Origin of the sequence: Conchiformibius steedae (assembly GCF_014054725.1) — a bacterium.
GTDB lineage: Bacteria > Pseudomonadota > Gammaproteobacteria > Burkholderiales > Neisseriaceae > Conchiformibius > Conchiformibius steedae.
The window spans coordinates 1,183,895-1,199,272 of record NZ_CP059563.1 but is presented as its reverse complement, the minus strand read 5'-3'; the positions used below and the strand labels follow the sequence as shown (position 1 = coordinate 1,199,272).

At 50.8% G+C, this 15,378-nt stretch carries 12 protein-coding genes; 8 read left to right on the top strand and 4 right to left on the bottom strand.

The window, feature by feature from the left end:
- Positions 1 to 40: 40 nt before the first annotated feature.
- Complete coding sequence (locus tag H3L98_RS06430) at positions 41 to 1,534, bottom strand: AmpG family muropeptide MFS transporter (RefSeq protein WP_034333315.1); 1,494 nt, start codon at positions 1,532 to 1,534, stop codon at positions 41 to 43.
- A gap of 323 nt (positions 1,535 to 1,857) precedes the next feature.
- On the opposite strand from H3L98_RS06430, the gene H3L98_RS06425 reads away from it, so the two are divergent.
- Positions 1,858 to 3,081 (top strand): aromatic amino acid transporter, encoded by a 1,224-nt coding sequence (locus H3L98_RS06425; protein ID WP_027021272.1) that lies wholly within the window; start codon positions 1,858 to 1,860, stop codon positions 3,079 to 3,081.
- A gap of 142 nt (positions 3,082 to 3,223) precedes the next feature.
- Here H3L98_RS06425 and H3L98_RS06420 read toward each other — a convergent pair whose 3' ends face one another.
- On the bottom strand, positions 3,224 to 4,030 hold the full coding sequence (locus tag H3L98_RS06420) for an RNA methyltransferase (protein ID WP_027021271.1): 807 nt from the start codon (positions 4,028 to 4,030) through the stop codon (positions 3,224 to 3,226).
- Between the two features lie 262 nt (positions 4,031 to 4,292).
- On the opposite strand from H3L98_RS06420, the gene ettA reads away from it, so the two are divergent.
- Positions 4,293 to 5,963, top strand: a complete 1,671-nt coding sequence (gene ettA / locus H3L98_RS06415) for an energy-dependent translational throttle protein EttA (protein WP_027021270.1) — start codon at positions 4,293 to 4,295, stop codon at positions 5,961 to 5,963.
- 131 nt (positions 5,964 to 6,094) lie between these two features.
- On the top strand, positions 6,095 to 7,765 hold the full coding sequence (ushA, locus tag H3L98_RS06410) for a bifunctional UDP-sugar hydrolase/5'-nucleotidase UshA (protein WP_051531963.1): 1,671 nt from the start codon (positions 6,095 to 6,097) through the stop codon (positions 7,763 to 7,765).
- Between the two features lie 100 nt (positions 7,766 to 7,865).
- Here the strand turns inward: ushA and H3L98_RS06405 are convergent, their stop codons facing one another.
- The gene (locus tag H3L98_RS06405) at positions 7,866 to 8,675 is read right to left on the bottom strand and encodes a ParA family protein (RefSeq protein WP_027021269.1); all 810 of its coding nucleotides are present in this window, start codon (positions 8,673 to 8,675) and stop codon (positions 7,866 to 7,868) included.
- Positions 8,675 to 9,313, bottom strand: a complete 639-nt coding sequence (gene rsmG / locus H3L98_RS06400; protein ID WP_034333310.1) for a 16S rRNA (guanine(527)-N(7))-methyltransferase RsmG — start codon at positions 9,311 to 9,313, stop codon at positions 8,675 to 8,677. Before rsmG ends, H3L98_RS06405 begins: the two co-directional genes overlap by 1 nt.
- A 141-nt stretch (positions 9,314 to 9,454) precedes the next feature.
- Between rsmG and H3L98_RS06395 the strand changes: the two genes are divergently transcribed.
- The 5 genes from H3L98_RS06395 to H3L98_RS06375 all read left to right on the top strand — a co-directional run bounded on the left by H3L98_RS06395 (position 9,455) and on the right by H3L98_RS06375 (position 15,271).
- Positions 9,455 to 10,702 (top strand): lipoprotein-releasing ABC transporter permease subunit, encoded by a 1,248-nt coding sequence (locus H3L98_RS06395; RefSeq protein ID WP_027021267.1) that lies wholly within the window; start codon positions 9,455 to 9,457, stop codon positions 10,700 to 10,702.
- Positions 10,695 to 11,375: a lipoprotein-releasing ABC transporter ATP-binding protein LolD gene (gene lolD, locus H3L98_RS06390; protein WP_027021266.1), complete on the top strand. Its 681-nt coding sequence runs from the start codon at positions 10,695 to 10,697 to the stop codon at positions 11,373 to 11,375. The genes H3L98_RS06395 and lolD overlap by 8 nt, the downstream gene beginning before the upstream one ends.
- 118 nt (positions 11,376 to 11,493) lie before the next feature.
- On the top strand, positions 11,494 to 12,621 hold the full coding sequence (locus tag H3L98_RS06385) for a polysaccharide export protein (RefSeq protein WP_027021265.1): 1,128 nt from the start codon (positions 11,494 to 11,496) through the stop codon (positions 12,619 to 12,621).
- Positions 12,622 to 12,633: 12 nt separating this feature from the next.
- A complete protein-coding gene (locus H3L98_RS06380; RefSeq protein ID WP_027021264.1) occupies positions 12,634 to 13,077 on the top strand; it encodes an arsenate reductase/protein-tyrosine-phosphatase family protein in 444 nt (147 codons plus the stop codon).
- A gap of 37 nt (positions 13,078 to 13,114) precedes the next feature.
- Positions 13,115 to 15,271, top strand: coding sequence for a polysaccharide biosynthesis tyrosine autokinase (locus H3L98_RS06375; protein ID WP_051531962.1), 2,157 nt, complete (start codon positions 13,115 to 13,117; stop codon positions 15,269 to 15,271).
- Positions 15,272 to 15,378: the final 107 nt, after the last annotated feature.

Sequence of the window (15,378 nt, the reverse complement as noted above, 5' to 3'; positions counted from 1 at the left end):
AACGGTGCGGGTGTGTGTATGTTCAAGCCAATATTGAAACTTACTGTTTGGAAAAGATTTTTTTATTAACCAACCAAACCAGCAGCAGCACGGGCAAGGTTAATGCGGCGGTAAAGGCGAAAAAGCCTTCATAGCCCATGGCATCCACCATTCCGCCCGAATAACCACCCAATACTTTCGGGAACAAAGTCATCAGCGAACTGAACAGCGCGTATTGCACGGCACTGAAGCGGATATTGGTCAGCGCAGACAAAAACGCCACAAACACAGTAGAAGCCAAGCCTGCAGCAAAATTGTCAAAACCCACCACCCAATACAGCATCGCCACATTGCCGCCGTTTTGCGCCAGCAGGATAAACAGCAGATTGGTTGCCGCTGCCAGCACCGCGCCAAACATCATCATTTTCATTACGGGCAAACGTTGTGCCAACATACCGCCAGCCAATCCGCCCACAATAGACATAATCACGCCAAAACTTTTCACCGCTGCGCCAATCTGTTCTTTACTGAAACCCAAATCGGCATAAAACACCAGCGAAATCACGCCCGCAACAATATCGGAAATGCGGTACAAACCCACCAATGCCAACAGCAGCAAAGCGCGTTTGCCATAGCGTCTGAAAAAATCGGTTAGCGGGGTAATCCAAGTGCGTTTCGCCACTTGCGCAGGGACAATCCCCCAAGCCACGCCCGTATAACCCGCCACCACCGCAGCCGCAGCCGAAGCCGTTAAACGCAAGGCTTCCAAACCGAAGGCGGTTAACGCGTCTTTACTGGACGGCAGCCATGCGCCCATTTGACGGAACACCAGCACAAACGCCGTGACCGCCAAGGCAAACAACAGCACCAAACGCAGGTTGTCGCTGCCCTGATGGGCTTTTGTTTCTGCGCCTTGCGGACGTTCGGGCTCGCGCACGCACAAAGTGGTCAGCACGCCCACGCCCATCGCCGCCGCCATAATCATATAAGTGTATTGCCAAGCCGAATAAACGTATTCTTTGGCGGTTGAACCAAAATACGCCGCCAAAAACAGCGAACCGCCACCCGACAACACCATGCCCAAACGGTAGCCCGTTACATAGGTGGACGACATTACCGATTGCGCCGCCGCATCTGCGGGGGCACGTTCAATGCGGTAGGCATCAATCACAATATCCTGCGTAGCAGCCGAAAAACCCAACATCACCGCCGCCGCCGCCATCAGATTCAGCACCGCCGCATCAGCGGGGTTTAAAGACGACATCAGCAACAGCGCGGCAATCACCATGCTTTGCGCCAACAGCAGCCACGCCCGCCGCCGCCCCAACCATTTGGTCAGCACAGGCAAAGGCAGCGAATCAATCATTGGCGCCCAAATAAAGCGGAACGAATAACCCAAAGCCGCCCAACTAAACATGGTAACGGCTTTGCGTTCAATGCCCGCTTCGGTCAGCCACAGCGACAGCGTACCAAAAATCAATGCCAGCGGAATCCCCGAAGAAAAACCCAAAAACAGCATACTGACGGCACGGCGGTCGCCATAGGCGGACAACATTCGGGCAAACGCCGAAGCCTTATCCGCGTTGGGTTCGCGGGTGCGTGCAGCAGGTTTCGCGGGAAATGTGGTAACAGGCGTGGTAGTGGTGGAAGCGGAACGGGACATGATGCAATACCCATAAAATTTTAATCTCTGAATAGCGACAATTATAACGGCATTGTTGTGCCGTAATGCACCGCGCCCCAAGGGGCGCAGGTAAAAGTGTGGCATATTTGACGACAACTTTTGCAGGCTGTGCAAACAAATCTTGCCAAATGTGTTTTTATGTAAAAACAGGTTATAATACTTGTCTTTTGTTGCAAAATACAAACGGATTTTTTATGCAGAAACAGGCTTCTTTACTGGGTGGTGCGATGATTATCGCTGGCACCGTGATTGGCGCGGGCATGCTCGCCAACCCCACCGCCACATCAGGCGTGTGGTTTGTCGGCTCGCTGCTGGTGTTGGCATACACATGGTTTTCCATGCTCTCATCGGGGCTGATGATTTTGGAAGTAAACACCCATTACCCGCAGGGCGCGAATTTTGACACCATGGTAAACGACCTGCTCGGACGCGGTTGGAGTATTGTCAACGGTTTATCGGTGGCGTTTGTGCTGTATCTGCTCACTTATGCCTATATTTCTGCCGGCGGCGACCTGACCGCACAGGCTTTGGGCAATGCGCCGCTGCCTGTCGGGCAAATCGTGTTTTTCCTGATGTTTGCCGTGTGCGTGTGGTTGTCGGCGCGTTGGGTGGACAGGCTCACCACCGTGTTAATCGGCGGCATGGTCATTGCCTTTTTATGGGCGAACGGCGGTTTGCTGGCTTCTGCCAAACTGCCTGTTTTATTAGACAGCCACGCCCCTGCCGACAGCTCTTATTGGATTTATATAGGAACAGCTTTGCCCGTGTGTTTGGCATCGTTTGGTTTTCACGGCAATGTATCGGGCTTGTTCAAATATTTTGACGGCAATGCCCGCAAAGTGGCGCGCGCCCTGCAAATCGGCACACTGATTGCCTTGGCGGTGTATGTGCTGTGGCAAGCAGCGGTTCAGGGCAATTTGCCACGCTCGGCGTTTGCGCCCGTTATTGAGGCAGACGGCAACGTTAAAGTATTGGTACAGGAATTATCCAAATTTGCCAGCACAGGCAATATGGCGTGGATTTTAAATTTCTTTTCTTATATGGCGATTGCGTCGTCGTTTTTGGGCGTAACGCTTGGATTGTTTGACTACATCGCCGATTTGTTCGGTTTTGACGACAGCCGCAGTGGGCGCAGCAAAACCGCTGCCATTACCTTTCTACCGCCGTTAATTGCTTGCCTGTTGTTCCCTACAGGTTTTGTACACGCCATCAGCTATGTGGGCTTTGCCGCTACCGTGTGGACAGCATTAGTACCTGCCCTGCTGTTACGCGCATCACGCCAAAAATTTGGTGCGGGTACGCAATACCGCGTGTTTGGCGGCACTTGGCTGATGGTATGGGTGTTTGCCTTTGGCGTGATGAATATTTTGGCGCAATTATTAAGCAAGGGCGGTATTTTGCCTGTATTTACAGGTTAAACCTATAGTTGATAAAAATCGCAACGATACCGCGTTGCCAACGCCCTAATGTACTATGCGTACACGGCGGGCGTTGCCGCCTTGTCTCGTTTTTATGTTTATCAACTATATTTATTCCCACACAGTCCCGCACCCTGCGGGACTATTCTTTTTTTGCACCAATGCGGTTTTGCACAGTACGAAAAATCCCGCGTAATAAATCAATGTCTTCCGATTCGGGCGCGGCGCGTTGGAACAATACCTGCAAACGGCGCATCATGCGCTCTGCATTGCGCCGACCAAAAAAATCCATTTCCTGCAACATGGTTTCCAAATGCCCCACCATGCCCGCCACCTGTTCTGCTGTGGCAGGCGCGGCAGCAGGGGTCAAACGGCTTAAATCGGCATCGGTTTGACTGAACAGTTCGTAACACACCACCTGCACAGCCTGCGCCAAATTCAAGGAAAAATAATCGGGATTGCCGTTAATCGTTAATAAGCGGTTGCAGCAGCGCACTTCATCAATATCCAAACCAAAGGTTTCATTACCAAACACCAATGCCACCTGTTGCCCTGCCTGCGCTGCTGCCAATAATTCGGGAACCAATTGGCGCGGGGTATGCAAAGGCGCAGCCAATTCGCGGCGGCGGCTGGTTAAAGCGCATGCCAACGCCGTATCCGCCACCGCCGTTGCCACATCTGCCACAATCTGCGCCTGTTCCAATACATCTGCCGCGCCCGATGCCAAAGCAAAACTTTCTTCAGGCAAACGGAAAGCTTCGGGTTGCGCCGCATCAAAAACAGGCGGAACAGGCGTTTGCGGCGTTGCCATCAAATTGGGCGACACCAGCACCAAACGGCGCAAACCCATGGTTTTCATCGCCCGCGCCGCCGCGCCGATATTGGCGGGATGGCTGGTGCGCGACAGCACAATGCGGATATGGTCTAAATAAGCAGGAACGGCAGACATGGCAACACGCCTCAATCAAAAAAACCGCGTATTGTAACGCAAACAAGCGCATCGCAAAAATATGTTATCATTAAATACTTTATCAAGCACAATCCACACAAGCCGTGATAGCCGAAACCCCAATCGCTTATAGCGCATGGCGCAGCAGTGCGTTTGTCTTGCTTGACACAAGAATCGCGGCAAACCTTGTTACCAATGCATAAAGACGGTTAAAATGGGTAAATTTTAACCGCATTGTAACTTTTTTACCACAGGAAAGCCCATGTCCCAATACGTTTATTCCATGCTGCGCGTCAGCAAAACCGTTCCCCCGCAAAAAACCATTATTAAAGATATTTCCCTGTCGTTTTTCCCCGGTGCCAAAATCGGCTTGCTGGGCTTAAACGGCGCGGGCAAATCCACCGTATTACGCATTATGGCGGGCGTGGACAAAGAATTTGACGGCGAAGCCATACCGATGAGCGGCATTAAAATCGGCTACCTGCCGCAAGAACCCGAATTAGACCCCGAAAAAACCGTGCGCGAAGAAGTGGAAAGCGGTTTGGGCGAAGTGGTTGCCGCACAAAAACGCTTGGAAGAAGTGTATGCCGCCTACGCCGAACCCGATGCCGATTTTGATGCGTTGGCGGAAGAACAAGGACGTTTGGAAGCCATTATCGCCGCCGGTTCGTCCAGCGGCGGCGCGGAACACGAATTGGAAATCGCCGCCGATGCCTTGCGCCTGCCCGATTGGGACGCAAAAATCGCCCATTTGTCGGGTGGTGAAAAACGCCGCGTTGCCCTGTGCAAACTGCTGTTGTCCAAGCCCGATATGCTGCTGTTGGACGAACCCACCAACCACTTGGACGCGGAATCCGTTGAATGGTTGGAACAATTTTTGGTGCGTTTCCCCGGTACAGTGGTTGCCGTCACCCACGACCGCTATTTCTTGGACAACGCCGCCGAATGGATTTTAGAACTGGACCGCGGACACGGTATTCCGTGGAAAGGCAATTATTCGTCTTGGTTGGAACAAAAAGAACAGCGTTTAGCTAACGAAGCCAAATCCGAAGCGGCACGCATTAAAGCGATGAAACAAGAGCTGGAATGGGTACGCCAAAACGCCAAAGGTCGTCAAGCCAAATCCAAAGCGCGTTTGGCGCGTTTTGAGGAAATGTCCAATTACGAATACCAAAAACGCAATGAAACGCAGGAAATCTTTATTCCCGTTGCCGAGCGTTTAGGCAATGAAGTGATTGAATTTGTCAATGTTTCCAAATCGTTTGGCGACAAAGTGCTGATTGATGATTTGAGCTTTAAAGTGCCTGCGGGCGCGATTGTCGGCATTATCGGTCCGAATGGTGCGGGTAAATCCACGCTGTTTAAGATGATTGCGGGCAAAGAGCAGCCTGATTCGGGCGAAGTGAAAATCGGACAAACGGTAAAAATGAGCCTGATTGACCAAAGCCGCGAAGGTTTGGGCAACGACAAAACCGTGTTTGACGAGATTGCCGAAGGGCGCGATATTTTGCAGGTGGGGCAATTTGAGCTGCCTGCGCGTGCGTATTTGGGGCGTTTCAACTTTAAAGGCAGCGACCAAAGCAAGATTGTCGGCAAGCTGTCGGGCGGCGAGCGCGGACGTTTGCATTTGGCGAAAACCTTGATTGCAGGCGGAAATGTCTTGCTGTTGGACGAACCGTCTAATGATTTGGACGTGGAAACCTTACGCGCTTTGGAAGATGCCTTGCTGGAATTTGCTGGCAGCGTGATGGTAATTTCGCACGACCGCTGGTTCTTGGACCGCATCGCCACGCACATTTTGGCGTGTGAAGGCGATTCCAAATGGGTATTTTTTGACGGCAACTACCAAGAGTATGAAGCCGATAAAAAACGTCGTTTGGGCGAAGAAGGCGCGAAACCGAAACGGATTAAATACAAGCCTGTAACCCGTTAAAATTTTTGTTGTACTGGCGCATTTTCCGATTGGCGAGCAGTGCGCCGCTTGTTGTGCCATGTTGTAACGATGCTTTACCTTTCCTGCTTGACAAGCGTCAGGCGTTTATCCACTTAATCAGGAATAAAATAATGAAAAAATCCCCTAAAATCGGCATCTTTACCGCCGCTTTGCTGCTTAGTCAAGCGGCTTCGGCTTATACCCTTAACCAAACCTACCGTTTTACCGTATTGCACACCAACGACATTCACGGGCGTTTTTGGGCAAACGAACGCGGCGAATACGGCATGGCGGCGCACAAAACCGTTATCGACCGTGTAAAACAGGAAGTACAAGGACGCGGCGGATATGTTTTGGTATTGAACGCAGGCGACTACAATACCGGCGTACCCGAATCCGACATTCAAAACGCCCAACCCGATATTGAAGGCATGAACCTGCTCGGATACGAAGCACTGGCGCTGGGCAACCACGAATTTGACAAACCGCTGCATGTATTAAACACCCAGCAAAACCAAGCCCAATTTCCGTTTTTATCTGCCAATGTGTATGACAAAACAGGTCGTTACCTCGCCAAACCCTATACCCTTATCAATAAGGGCGGATTAAAAATCGCCGTGGTGGGGCTCACCACCGAAGACACCGCCAAACTCAGTGCCCAAACCGAAAACATTACCTTTGAACCCCCTGTAGAAGCTGCCCGCCGCGTATTGAAAGAACTGGGACAAACCCACCGTCCCGACGTACGCATCGCCCTCACCCACATGGGCTATTACCACAACGCCAAACACGGTTCCAACGCCCCCGGCGATGTTACCCTTGCCCGCAGCCTAGACAGCGACAAATTTGATTTGATTATCGGCGGACACTCGCACACCACCGTGTGCATCAATGCCGACGGCTCGTTTAACAGCCGCTTCAAACCGGGCGACGACTGCCGTCCCGACTACCAAAACGGCACATGGATTGTTCAGGCAGGCGAATGGGGCAAATACATCGGACGCGCCGATTTTGAATTCCGCAACGGCGTGACCAAGCTGGTGGGTTACCAACTGATTCCCATCAACCTGAAAGAAAAAATCAAAACTGCCGACGGCAAAACCACATACCGCTACTACACCGAAGCCATTCCCCAAGACCAAGAAGTATTGGCGCGCCTGAAACCCTATCAGGACAAAGGCGACCAATTATTGAGCGTCAAAATCGGACAGACACGCGGCGTGTTTGACGGCAGCCGCGACAACGTACGTTACCGTCCCACCAATCTCGGACGTTTGATTAACGAAGCGCAAAAAGCCCATCTGAAAGCCGATATCAGCCTGATTAACAGCGGCGGCATCCGCAATTCCCTGCCCGAAGGCGAACTGACCTACAAACACATCTTAAAAGTCCACCCCTTTGGCAACACCGTAGCGCAAATCCGCTTGAGCGGGCAAGAGCTGGAACAATACCTGAAAGCCGTTGCCCTGAAAAAACCGGGTTCGGGCGCATACGCCCAGTTTTCCGCCAATTTAAGCATGGATGTCAATCACGATGCCGGCACGGTAGACAACATCCGCATTGATAATCAGCCGATTGACCCCAATAGAACCTACACCATTGCCATGCCCAATTTTTGCGCCAACGGCGGCGACGGTTATCCCAAATTAAGCACCCACCCCAGCTATTTTGATTCGGGCTTTTTTGATGCACAAATCCTAAAAGACTTTATTGAATCCAAACAGGTGGTAGATGCTGCGGATTATGCCGTTGCGGGTACGGAAACGGCAGCCGAAGCCGCTTCTGCACCTGCCGCGCCCTAATGAATCCCCCACCCTAGCCCTCCCTTGCTTTAACGGGGGAGGGAATAATGTTCAGGTTGTCAAAAAAACCCGCTGCTTAAACAACAGCGGGTTTTATCAATTAAAACACCAACATACGTTTTAAATAACCCTGCATGGCAGGTTGTTCTTTCACTGCCAGCAATTCATCTGCCAATGCCAGATAGGCCTGTGTGCCTTTGGCTTTTTCGTCATAAGCCAGCGCAGGCATGCCGTGGCTGGGTGCTTCCGCCAAACGCACATTGCGCGGAATGGTGGTTTCCAACACCCGTTGTCCGAAATAATGGCGCAATTGGCTGCTTACTTCCAAAGACAAACGGTTTTGGCTGGTAAACATCACAAACACCACACCCGCAATATCCAGCTTGGGGTTAATGGTTTGACGGATACGGCGAATGGTTGCCAGCAAATCAGAAATGCCTTCCAAAGCATAGTATTCACACACCATCGGAATCAATACGCTGTCGGCAGCCGCCAAGCCGTTCAGCATCAGCAGCGACAAAGTCGGCGGACAGTCAATCAAAATATAATCGTATTGGTCTGCCACCGTTGCCAAGGCATTTTTCAAACACAATTCGCCTGCGGGAAAATCCATCAGCAGAATATCAATGCCCGTTAAATCGCGGTTGGATGCCAATACATCGTAATGCCCTGTTTCGCTGCGCAATATCGCGGTGCGGATGTCGCTTTCACCCAATAAAACATGGCGCGTGCCGGTGCGGAAAGTGTTTTTGTCCACGCCGCTGCCCATGGTGGCGTTGCCCTGCGGGTCCAAATCCACCAGTAAAACCCGTTTGCCACGGTGGGCGAACGATGCTGCCAAATTGACTGCGGTGGTGGTTTTGCCCACGCCGCCTTTTTGGTTACACACGGTAATGATTTTTTGTGTCATCAATTGCCCCTTTTCGGGCGCATCAGCACCATATGCCGTTCTGCTGCCAAACCGGGTACGTCCAAACGCTCAATTTGAAACACGTCCACATCGGCGGGAACATGCGCCAGTTCTTCATAAGGATACACGCCCTTCATTGCCGCCCAATAGCCGTTTTCGCCCAACAAGTGGCGCGTCAGCGCAATAAAGTCGTCCAACTGGGCAAAGGCGCGGCTGGTAACCACGTCCACTTTTTTGTCGTGCATGGTTTCCACTCGCCCCGATGCCACCGTTACATTGGGTAAACCCAATTCAATCACTGCCTGCTGCAAAAACGCGGTTTTTTTGGTATTGGAATCGAGCAGGGTAATGTGCAAGTCGGGACGACAAATGGCGGTAGGAATACCTGGCATACCGCCACCCGAACCCACGTCCATCAGCGTTTTTACCCCATTTATATAAGGCAGCAGCGTCAAGCTGTCGAGCAAATGGTGGTGTATCATCTGTTCGGGCGTGCGCAAAGCGGTTAAATTATAGGTGCTGTTCCACTTGGTCAGCAGCGCAACATATTCAAGCAGCAGCAATTGTTGCCCTGCATCAGGCGCAAGCCCCATTTGTTGCAAACCGTCTTTCAAACGGCTTTTCAAGTCTGCGTCCATACGCATTCCTTACCTACCAATCGTATCAATGGCGCAATGCTAACCAATTTGTCAAATCAGGTAAAGCCTTCTACTGTAAAACCAGTGCAGGCAAACTTTGATACAATAGCCCTTTACCCTGTTTTTCCCCTGCACAAACTTATGGCACATTTAGAAACTTGGATTGGTTTGCGCTACCTGCGCGCCAAAAAACGCAGCGGTTTCATGTCGTTTATCTCGATAATTTCCATACTGGGCATCGCCTTGGGCGTGATTGCGCTGATTTTGGTGTTGTCGGTGGTAAACGGTTTTCAAAAAGACATCCGCGGACAGCTGCTCAACATTGCCCCGCATGCCGAAGTGTTTTACACCGAAACAGGCAAAGGCACATGGCTAACCCTGCAAAAGCAGTTGGACGGACAAGCAGGCGTGGCAGCAACTGCGCCTTTTATCAGCAATCAAGCATTGCTTGCCAATTCAGGCGAAGTGCGCGGCGTGCAATTGCGCGGTATTTCGCCTGCCGATGAAAAAAAAGTGGTGGAATACGGCAACAATATGCCGCAGGGCTCGTTTGATACCCTAAAAGCAGACGAGTTCAATATTTTGCTGGGCGAAAAACTCGCCGAAGCCGTGGGCGCGGAAGCAGGCAATAAAGTCACCCTGATTACCCCCGAAGGCAATGTTACCCCCGCAGGCGTGGTACCGCGTTTGAAGCAGTTTAATGTAACGGGCATCATCAAAACAGGTTTTGACGAAGCCGATGCTTCACTGGCACTGATTCACTTGGCAGACGCGCAAAAACTCTATCGCGCCGATGAAAGCCAAATCGGTTTGCGCCTGCGCCTGAACGACCCGCAAAACGCCCCCGCCGTGATGGACAAACTGATTCCACAAAACCAGCGCGACGGTTTGGCGGTGCTCAATTGGACGGACAACAACCGCAGCTATTTTAATGCAGTGGAAATGGAAAAGCGTATGCTCACACTGTTGTTGACCTGTATTATCGTGGTGGCGGCGTTTAATTTGGTGTCGTCGCTGGTAATGGCGGTAACCGACAAACAAGCCGATATTGCCATTTTGCGGACTTTGGGGCTGTCGCCCAGCGGCGTGATGAAGATTTTTATCGTGCAAGGCATGGTGGCGGGTTTGTTGGGAACGTTTTTTGGTGTGCTGTTTGGCGTGCTGCTGGCGTGGAAAATCGGCGCGATTGTGGCGTTTGTGGAAGGATTGTTTGGTGTTAAATTGATTGCCGCACAAGTGTATTTCCTCAGCTATCTGCCCAGCGATATTCAATTAAGCGATGTGCTTGGCGTGGCACTGATTTCTTTGCTGTTATCTTTCCTTGCTACGCTCTACCCCAGCCTGAGTGCGGCACGTACCCAACCTGCGGAGGCTTTGCGTTATGAATAAATCCGTTTTATCCTGCCGCCAAGTCGGTAAAACCTATCAAGATGGCACACTGCATGTGGAAGTGTTGCGCGATTTGAATTTGGACATCGCCAGCGGACAAAGCGTCAGCATTATCGGCGCATCGGGCAGCGGCAAATCCACGCTGTTGCATATTTTGGGCGGATTGGATATGCCCAGCAGCGGCACGGTTACGCTGATGGGCGAAAATCTGCGCGCGCTCAGTCAAGCCAAATTGGGACAACTGCGTAATCAGTATTTGGGATTTGTCTATCAGTTTCATCATCTTTTGGGTGAATTCAGCGCCTTGGAAAACGTGATGATGCCGTTGTTGATTGGCAAAATGGCGCGACAGGAAGCCGAAGCCCAAGCCGCTGCCATGTTGGAAAAAGTGGGTTTGGGCCAACGCCTGCTGCACCGTCCCACCGAGCTTTCGGGTGGCGAACGCCAACGCGCCGCCATTGCCCGCGCCTTGGTTAAACGTCCGCAGTGCCTGCTGGCAGACGAACCCACGGGCAATCTTGACCGTAACAATGCTCGCAATATTTTGGACATGATGCTGGAACTCAAACAAGAATTGGGTACAGCTTTGATTGTCGTTACTCACGATGACGAGCTGGCACAGCGTTTTGAACGCACCCTGCACATGCGCGATGGCTGCTTATACGATTCCTGACAAAATGTAAGGTCTTTGCGCCCCCAGCCTTGAAAATGATACAATTGCGCCCCACAAGAACACTAACTATAAGGGGTTGCAAGCAACTGATGCTTTGAAATCCCGAAAAATAATGATTATGAAACAAAACTTCATCTTGCTTGGTTTAACCGTATGCGTTTTGAGCGCGTGCAGCCACCGCGGTTCGCTGATTCCAGGTAGCACCGTCAATACCCACAACAAAGACGTTGTTGTGGTAGGCAGTGCTGCCGAAGCCGATTTAAACCGTCAAACTGCTGTTTATCCCATCACTTTTGCGCTGCTGGAACAAATGCGCCAAAGCCGCGCCCGTCCCCGCAGCAATCCCGCTTTAGAAAACCTAAAAAAACAATATAGTTACAAAATCGGTAGCGGCGATGTATTGTCGGTAAAAGTATGGAACCAACCCGATTTAAACGCTTTCTCTGGCGGCAGTGCTTCAGGCAAACAAGCCACACAAGGCACTTGGGTAGATGAAAGCGGGCATATCTTTTACCCCTTGGCAGGCAAAATCCAAGTGCGCGGCAAAACCTTGGCACAAGTACGCCAATTGCTGACCGACAGACTGCAACGCTACATTAAAGAACCACAAGTTGATGTGAATATTGCCGAATTCCGTTCGCAAAATATTTCGGTAAGCGGCGCAGTGAAACAAAACGGCAATTTCCCGCTGACTAATGTGCCGCTGACTTTGGTTGATGCGGTGGCGCTGGCTGGCGGTTTTACCGACAAAGCCGACCCCGACCGCATTAAATGGACACATCGCGGGCGCGATTACACCGTTTCGCTGAACGATATTGTTGAACGCGGCGATTTGGCGCAAAACCGCCTGTTGGCAGACGGCGACATCATTCACGTTCCCACCCGCGACAATGTGCCTGTGTATGTAATGGGCGAGGTTGGCAAACAATCGGTGCTGACCATTGGCAGCAACGGTTTAAGCCTGACTGAAGCCTTGGCGCAATCTTCAGGCATGAACCAAAACATTGCCAATGCCACAGGCGTGTTTGTGATTCGCAATCAGCGCGGCGCGACAGACGGCAAAAATATTCACGTTTACCAATTAAATCTGCAAGATGCCACCGCTTACGCCATGGGTACGCAGTTTGCACTCAAACCGCAAGATGTGGTGTATGTCACCGCAGCGCCCGTTGCCCGCTGGAACCGCGTTTTGTCGCAAATTATACCTTCTGTAAACAGCGTGCTTTTGTTAAGAAATATTTTTTAAGGCATTCACAGCATGTTTAATAAGATTTTGGTGGTGTGTGTGGGCAATATCTGCCGTTCCCCTACAGGCGAATACCTGTTGAAAGCCCGTTTGCCCCATTTGGAGATTGCTTCGGCTGGCGTGGGTGCATTGGAAGATTATCCTGCCGATGCGCAAGCCGCTGCCGTTGCTGCCGCGCACGGTGTGGATTTGAGCCCCCACCGCGCCCGACAACTGACGGACGAACTGTGCCGCCAATACGACCTGATTTTGGCAATGGAACACAAACTGATTGATGCCGTAAGCGATATTTCCCCCAGCGCGCGCGGCAAAACCATGTTGTTCGGGCAATGGCTCGGCACAGGCAGCAAAGACATCGCCGACCCCTACCGCCAAAGCGACGATATGTTCCGCCTTATTTATCAGCAATTGGAACAAGCCGCCGATTTGTGGGCGAAAAAACTAAAAAAATCTTAAATTTCCACAATATCCCCTCCACAGCAAGAATAATATTATGTCCTCCACCAGCCATTCCGAACCGCAACGCCGTATTGAAGACGACGAAATTGACCTACGCGAATTATTCAGTGCCATTTGGTTTTACAAATGGCCCATTCTGCTGACAACCATTTTATTCGGCTTGGGCGGCGTGATTTACGCCCTTACCGCCACGCCCGTGTATCAGGCAGATGCCATGCTGGAAGTATCGGGCAATAAAAATCAGGTGTTGGGCGAACTTTCTGATTTATTGGCAGACAACCGCACCCCCGCCGATACCGAAATCGAACTTATCAAATCGCGTTTGGTGCTGGGTCAAACCATTAAGCAATTGGGCTTAAACATTCAAGTCAGCCCGAAAAATACCCTGCTTGACCGCATCATTCCCGGTGGCAGCAGCGGAACGGGGCGCGTGGAAATCGGCGAATTTACCCTGCAAGATGCCTGGCTAAACCGCAGCTTTACCCTGATTGCCCAAGGTCCGCACGAATATACCGTGATTACCCCCGAAGGCAGCCGTTACAGCGGACGAATCGGACAGCCTTTAACCGTCAATCATGCTTTTACCCTGCTGATTAAAAAAATAGAAGCCGATTTGGGACAAGAATTTTCCCTTACCCACTATTCCGACTTAAACGCCATTGAAAAACTGAAAAGCACCTTAAGCGTAGCCCCCAAAGGCAAAAACGTCCCCATTATCGGGCTGACCATTACCGGCACCCAGCCCACCCAAATGGTGCACACCCTTAACGGCATTATCGACAACTATTTGATACAAAACCGTGATAAAGACATTCAAGCCGCACGATACGGTTTGAAATTTATTGAAGAAGAACTGCCGCGCCTGCACACCGAACTGCAGGATGCCGAAGACAAACTCAACCAATACCGCACCCAAAACAAATCCTTGGACGTACCCAGTGAAGCCCGCGGCACTTTGGAAGGCTTGAATAAGCTGGAAATGCAGATTGTGGATTTAAAAACCGAAGAATCGGTATTGTCTGAAGTATATACCCCCGACCATCCCGCTTATAAAGCCTTGAAAGAAAAAATTCAAGTATTGGAAAACGCCAAAAAACGGCTGAACAAACAAATCACCGAAATGCCTGCCACCCAGCAGGAAATCGTGCGTTTAACCCGTAATGTTACCATCAGTCAAAACATTTACACCCAATTGCTGAACAAACAACAGGAATTGAGTATTTTGCAAGCCAGCTCGCAAGGCAGTGTGCGCGTGATTGACCGCGCTGCTGCAGCCGAACACCCCATCAAACCCAAAAAAGCCATTATTGTGGCATTGGCGACTATGGTCGGTTTGTTTTTGTCCGTGTTTGCCGCTTTGGTAAAAACCCTGTTAAAACAAGGTATTTCTTCACATGAAGACATTGAAGTATTGGGTATTGACGTGGTGGCAAACGTACCCCGTTCCATCTTGCAAAACCAAGCAGACGCAGCATTCAAAAAACTCAAAAAGAAGAGCAAAGATGCCCGTTCCAATTCACTGATTACCCTGAAAGACCCCACCGACCCCAGTGTGGAAGCCCTGCGGGCACTGCGTACCAACCTGTATTTCAGCACCATGGACAAATCCAATAAAACCATTATGATTTCCGGTTCAACCGAAGGGGTGGGCAAAACCTTTGTGGCTGCCAATCTGGCGGTGCTGATGGCGCAAACCAATCAAAAAGTGCTGATTATTGACGGTGATATGCGTAAAGGCTATGCCCATACCATTTTTGAAATGGAAAATGAAACGGGCTTTACCGATTTAATGACGGAAGCCCATACCAATTACAAAAAATTTATTCAATCCACCAAAACCAAAAATTTGAGCTTTATGCCGCGCGGCAGCGGCTCAAATGATGCGGCGGAATTGCTGCAATCGCCGCGTTTGCAGGAATTTTTGGTGTGGGCGCAAAAGCAGTATGATTACATCATCATTGATACGCCGCCGATTTTGGCGGTAACCGATGCTGCCATTATCGGACAACACATCGGCACATCACTGCTGGTTTGTCAATTCGGTAAAACGGAAATCAGCGATATGGAAGAAACCCTGTCGCGCTTCCGCCACAATAAAGTGGATATTCACGGCGTAGTACTGAACGGTATTGAGCGCACGGCAAAAAATGCCTACAAATATCAGTACGGAAAAAAATACGTTACCGAATAATCCACAGCCTGCCTGCCGTGCCGCCGTTTTCCAACGGCGGCATCGCGGTTTTTCCGTGTGCCGAATTAGGGCATATATGTTTATTTTTAGCCGATTGGAGCGGACAC

Coding starts and splice junctions, on each gene's coding strand:
- H3L98_RS06430 (WP_034333315.1), bottom strand. CDS start 1,534: ATGTTGTCCGCCTATGGCGACCGCCGTGCCGTCAGTATGCTGTTTTTG.
- H3L98_RS06425 (WP_027021272.1), top strand. CDS start 1,858: ATGCAGAAACAGGCTTCTTTACTGGGTGGTGCGATGATTATCGCTGGC.
- H3L98_RS06420 (WP_027021271.1), bottom strand. CDS start 4,030: ATGTCTGCCGTTCCTGCTTATTTAGACCATATCCGCATTGTGCTGTCG.
- ettA (WP_027021270.1), top strand. CDS start 4,293: ATGTCCCAATACGTTTATTCCATGCTGCGCGTCAGCAAAACCGTTCCC.
- ushA (WP_051531963.1), top strand. CDS start 6,095: ATGAAAAAATCCCCTAAAATCGGCATCTTTACCGCCGCTTTGCTGCTT.
- H3L98_RS06405 (WP_027021269.1), bottom strand. CDS start 8,675: ATGACACAAAAAATCATTACCGTGTGTAACCAAAAAGGCGGCGTGGGC.
- rsmG (WP_034333310.1), bottom strand. CDS start 9,313: ATGGACGCAGACTTGAAAAGCCGTTTGAAAGACGGTTTGCAACAAATG.
- H3L98_RS06395 (WP_027021267.1), top strand. CDS start 9,455: ATGGCACATTTAGAAACTTGGATTGGTTTGCGCTACCTGCGCGCCAAA.
- lolD (WP_027021266.1), top strand. CDS start 10,695: ATGAATAAATCCGTTTTATCCTGCCGCCAAGTCGGTAAAACCTATCAA.
- H3L98_RS06385 (WP_027021265.1), top strand. CDS start 11,494: ATGAAACAAAACTTCATCTTGCTTGGTTTAACCGTATGCGTTTTGAGC.
- H3L98_RS06380 (WP_027021264.1), top strand. CDS start 12,634: ATGTTTAATAAGATTTTGGTGGTGTGTGTGGGCAATATCTGCCGTTCC.
- H3L98_RS06375 (WP_051531962.1), top strand. CDS start 13,115: ATGTCCTCCACCAGCCATTCCGAACCGCAACGCCGTATTGAAGACGAC.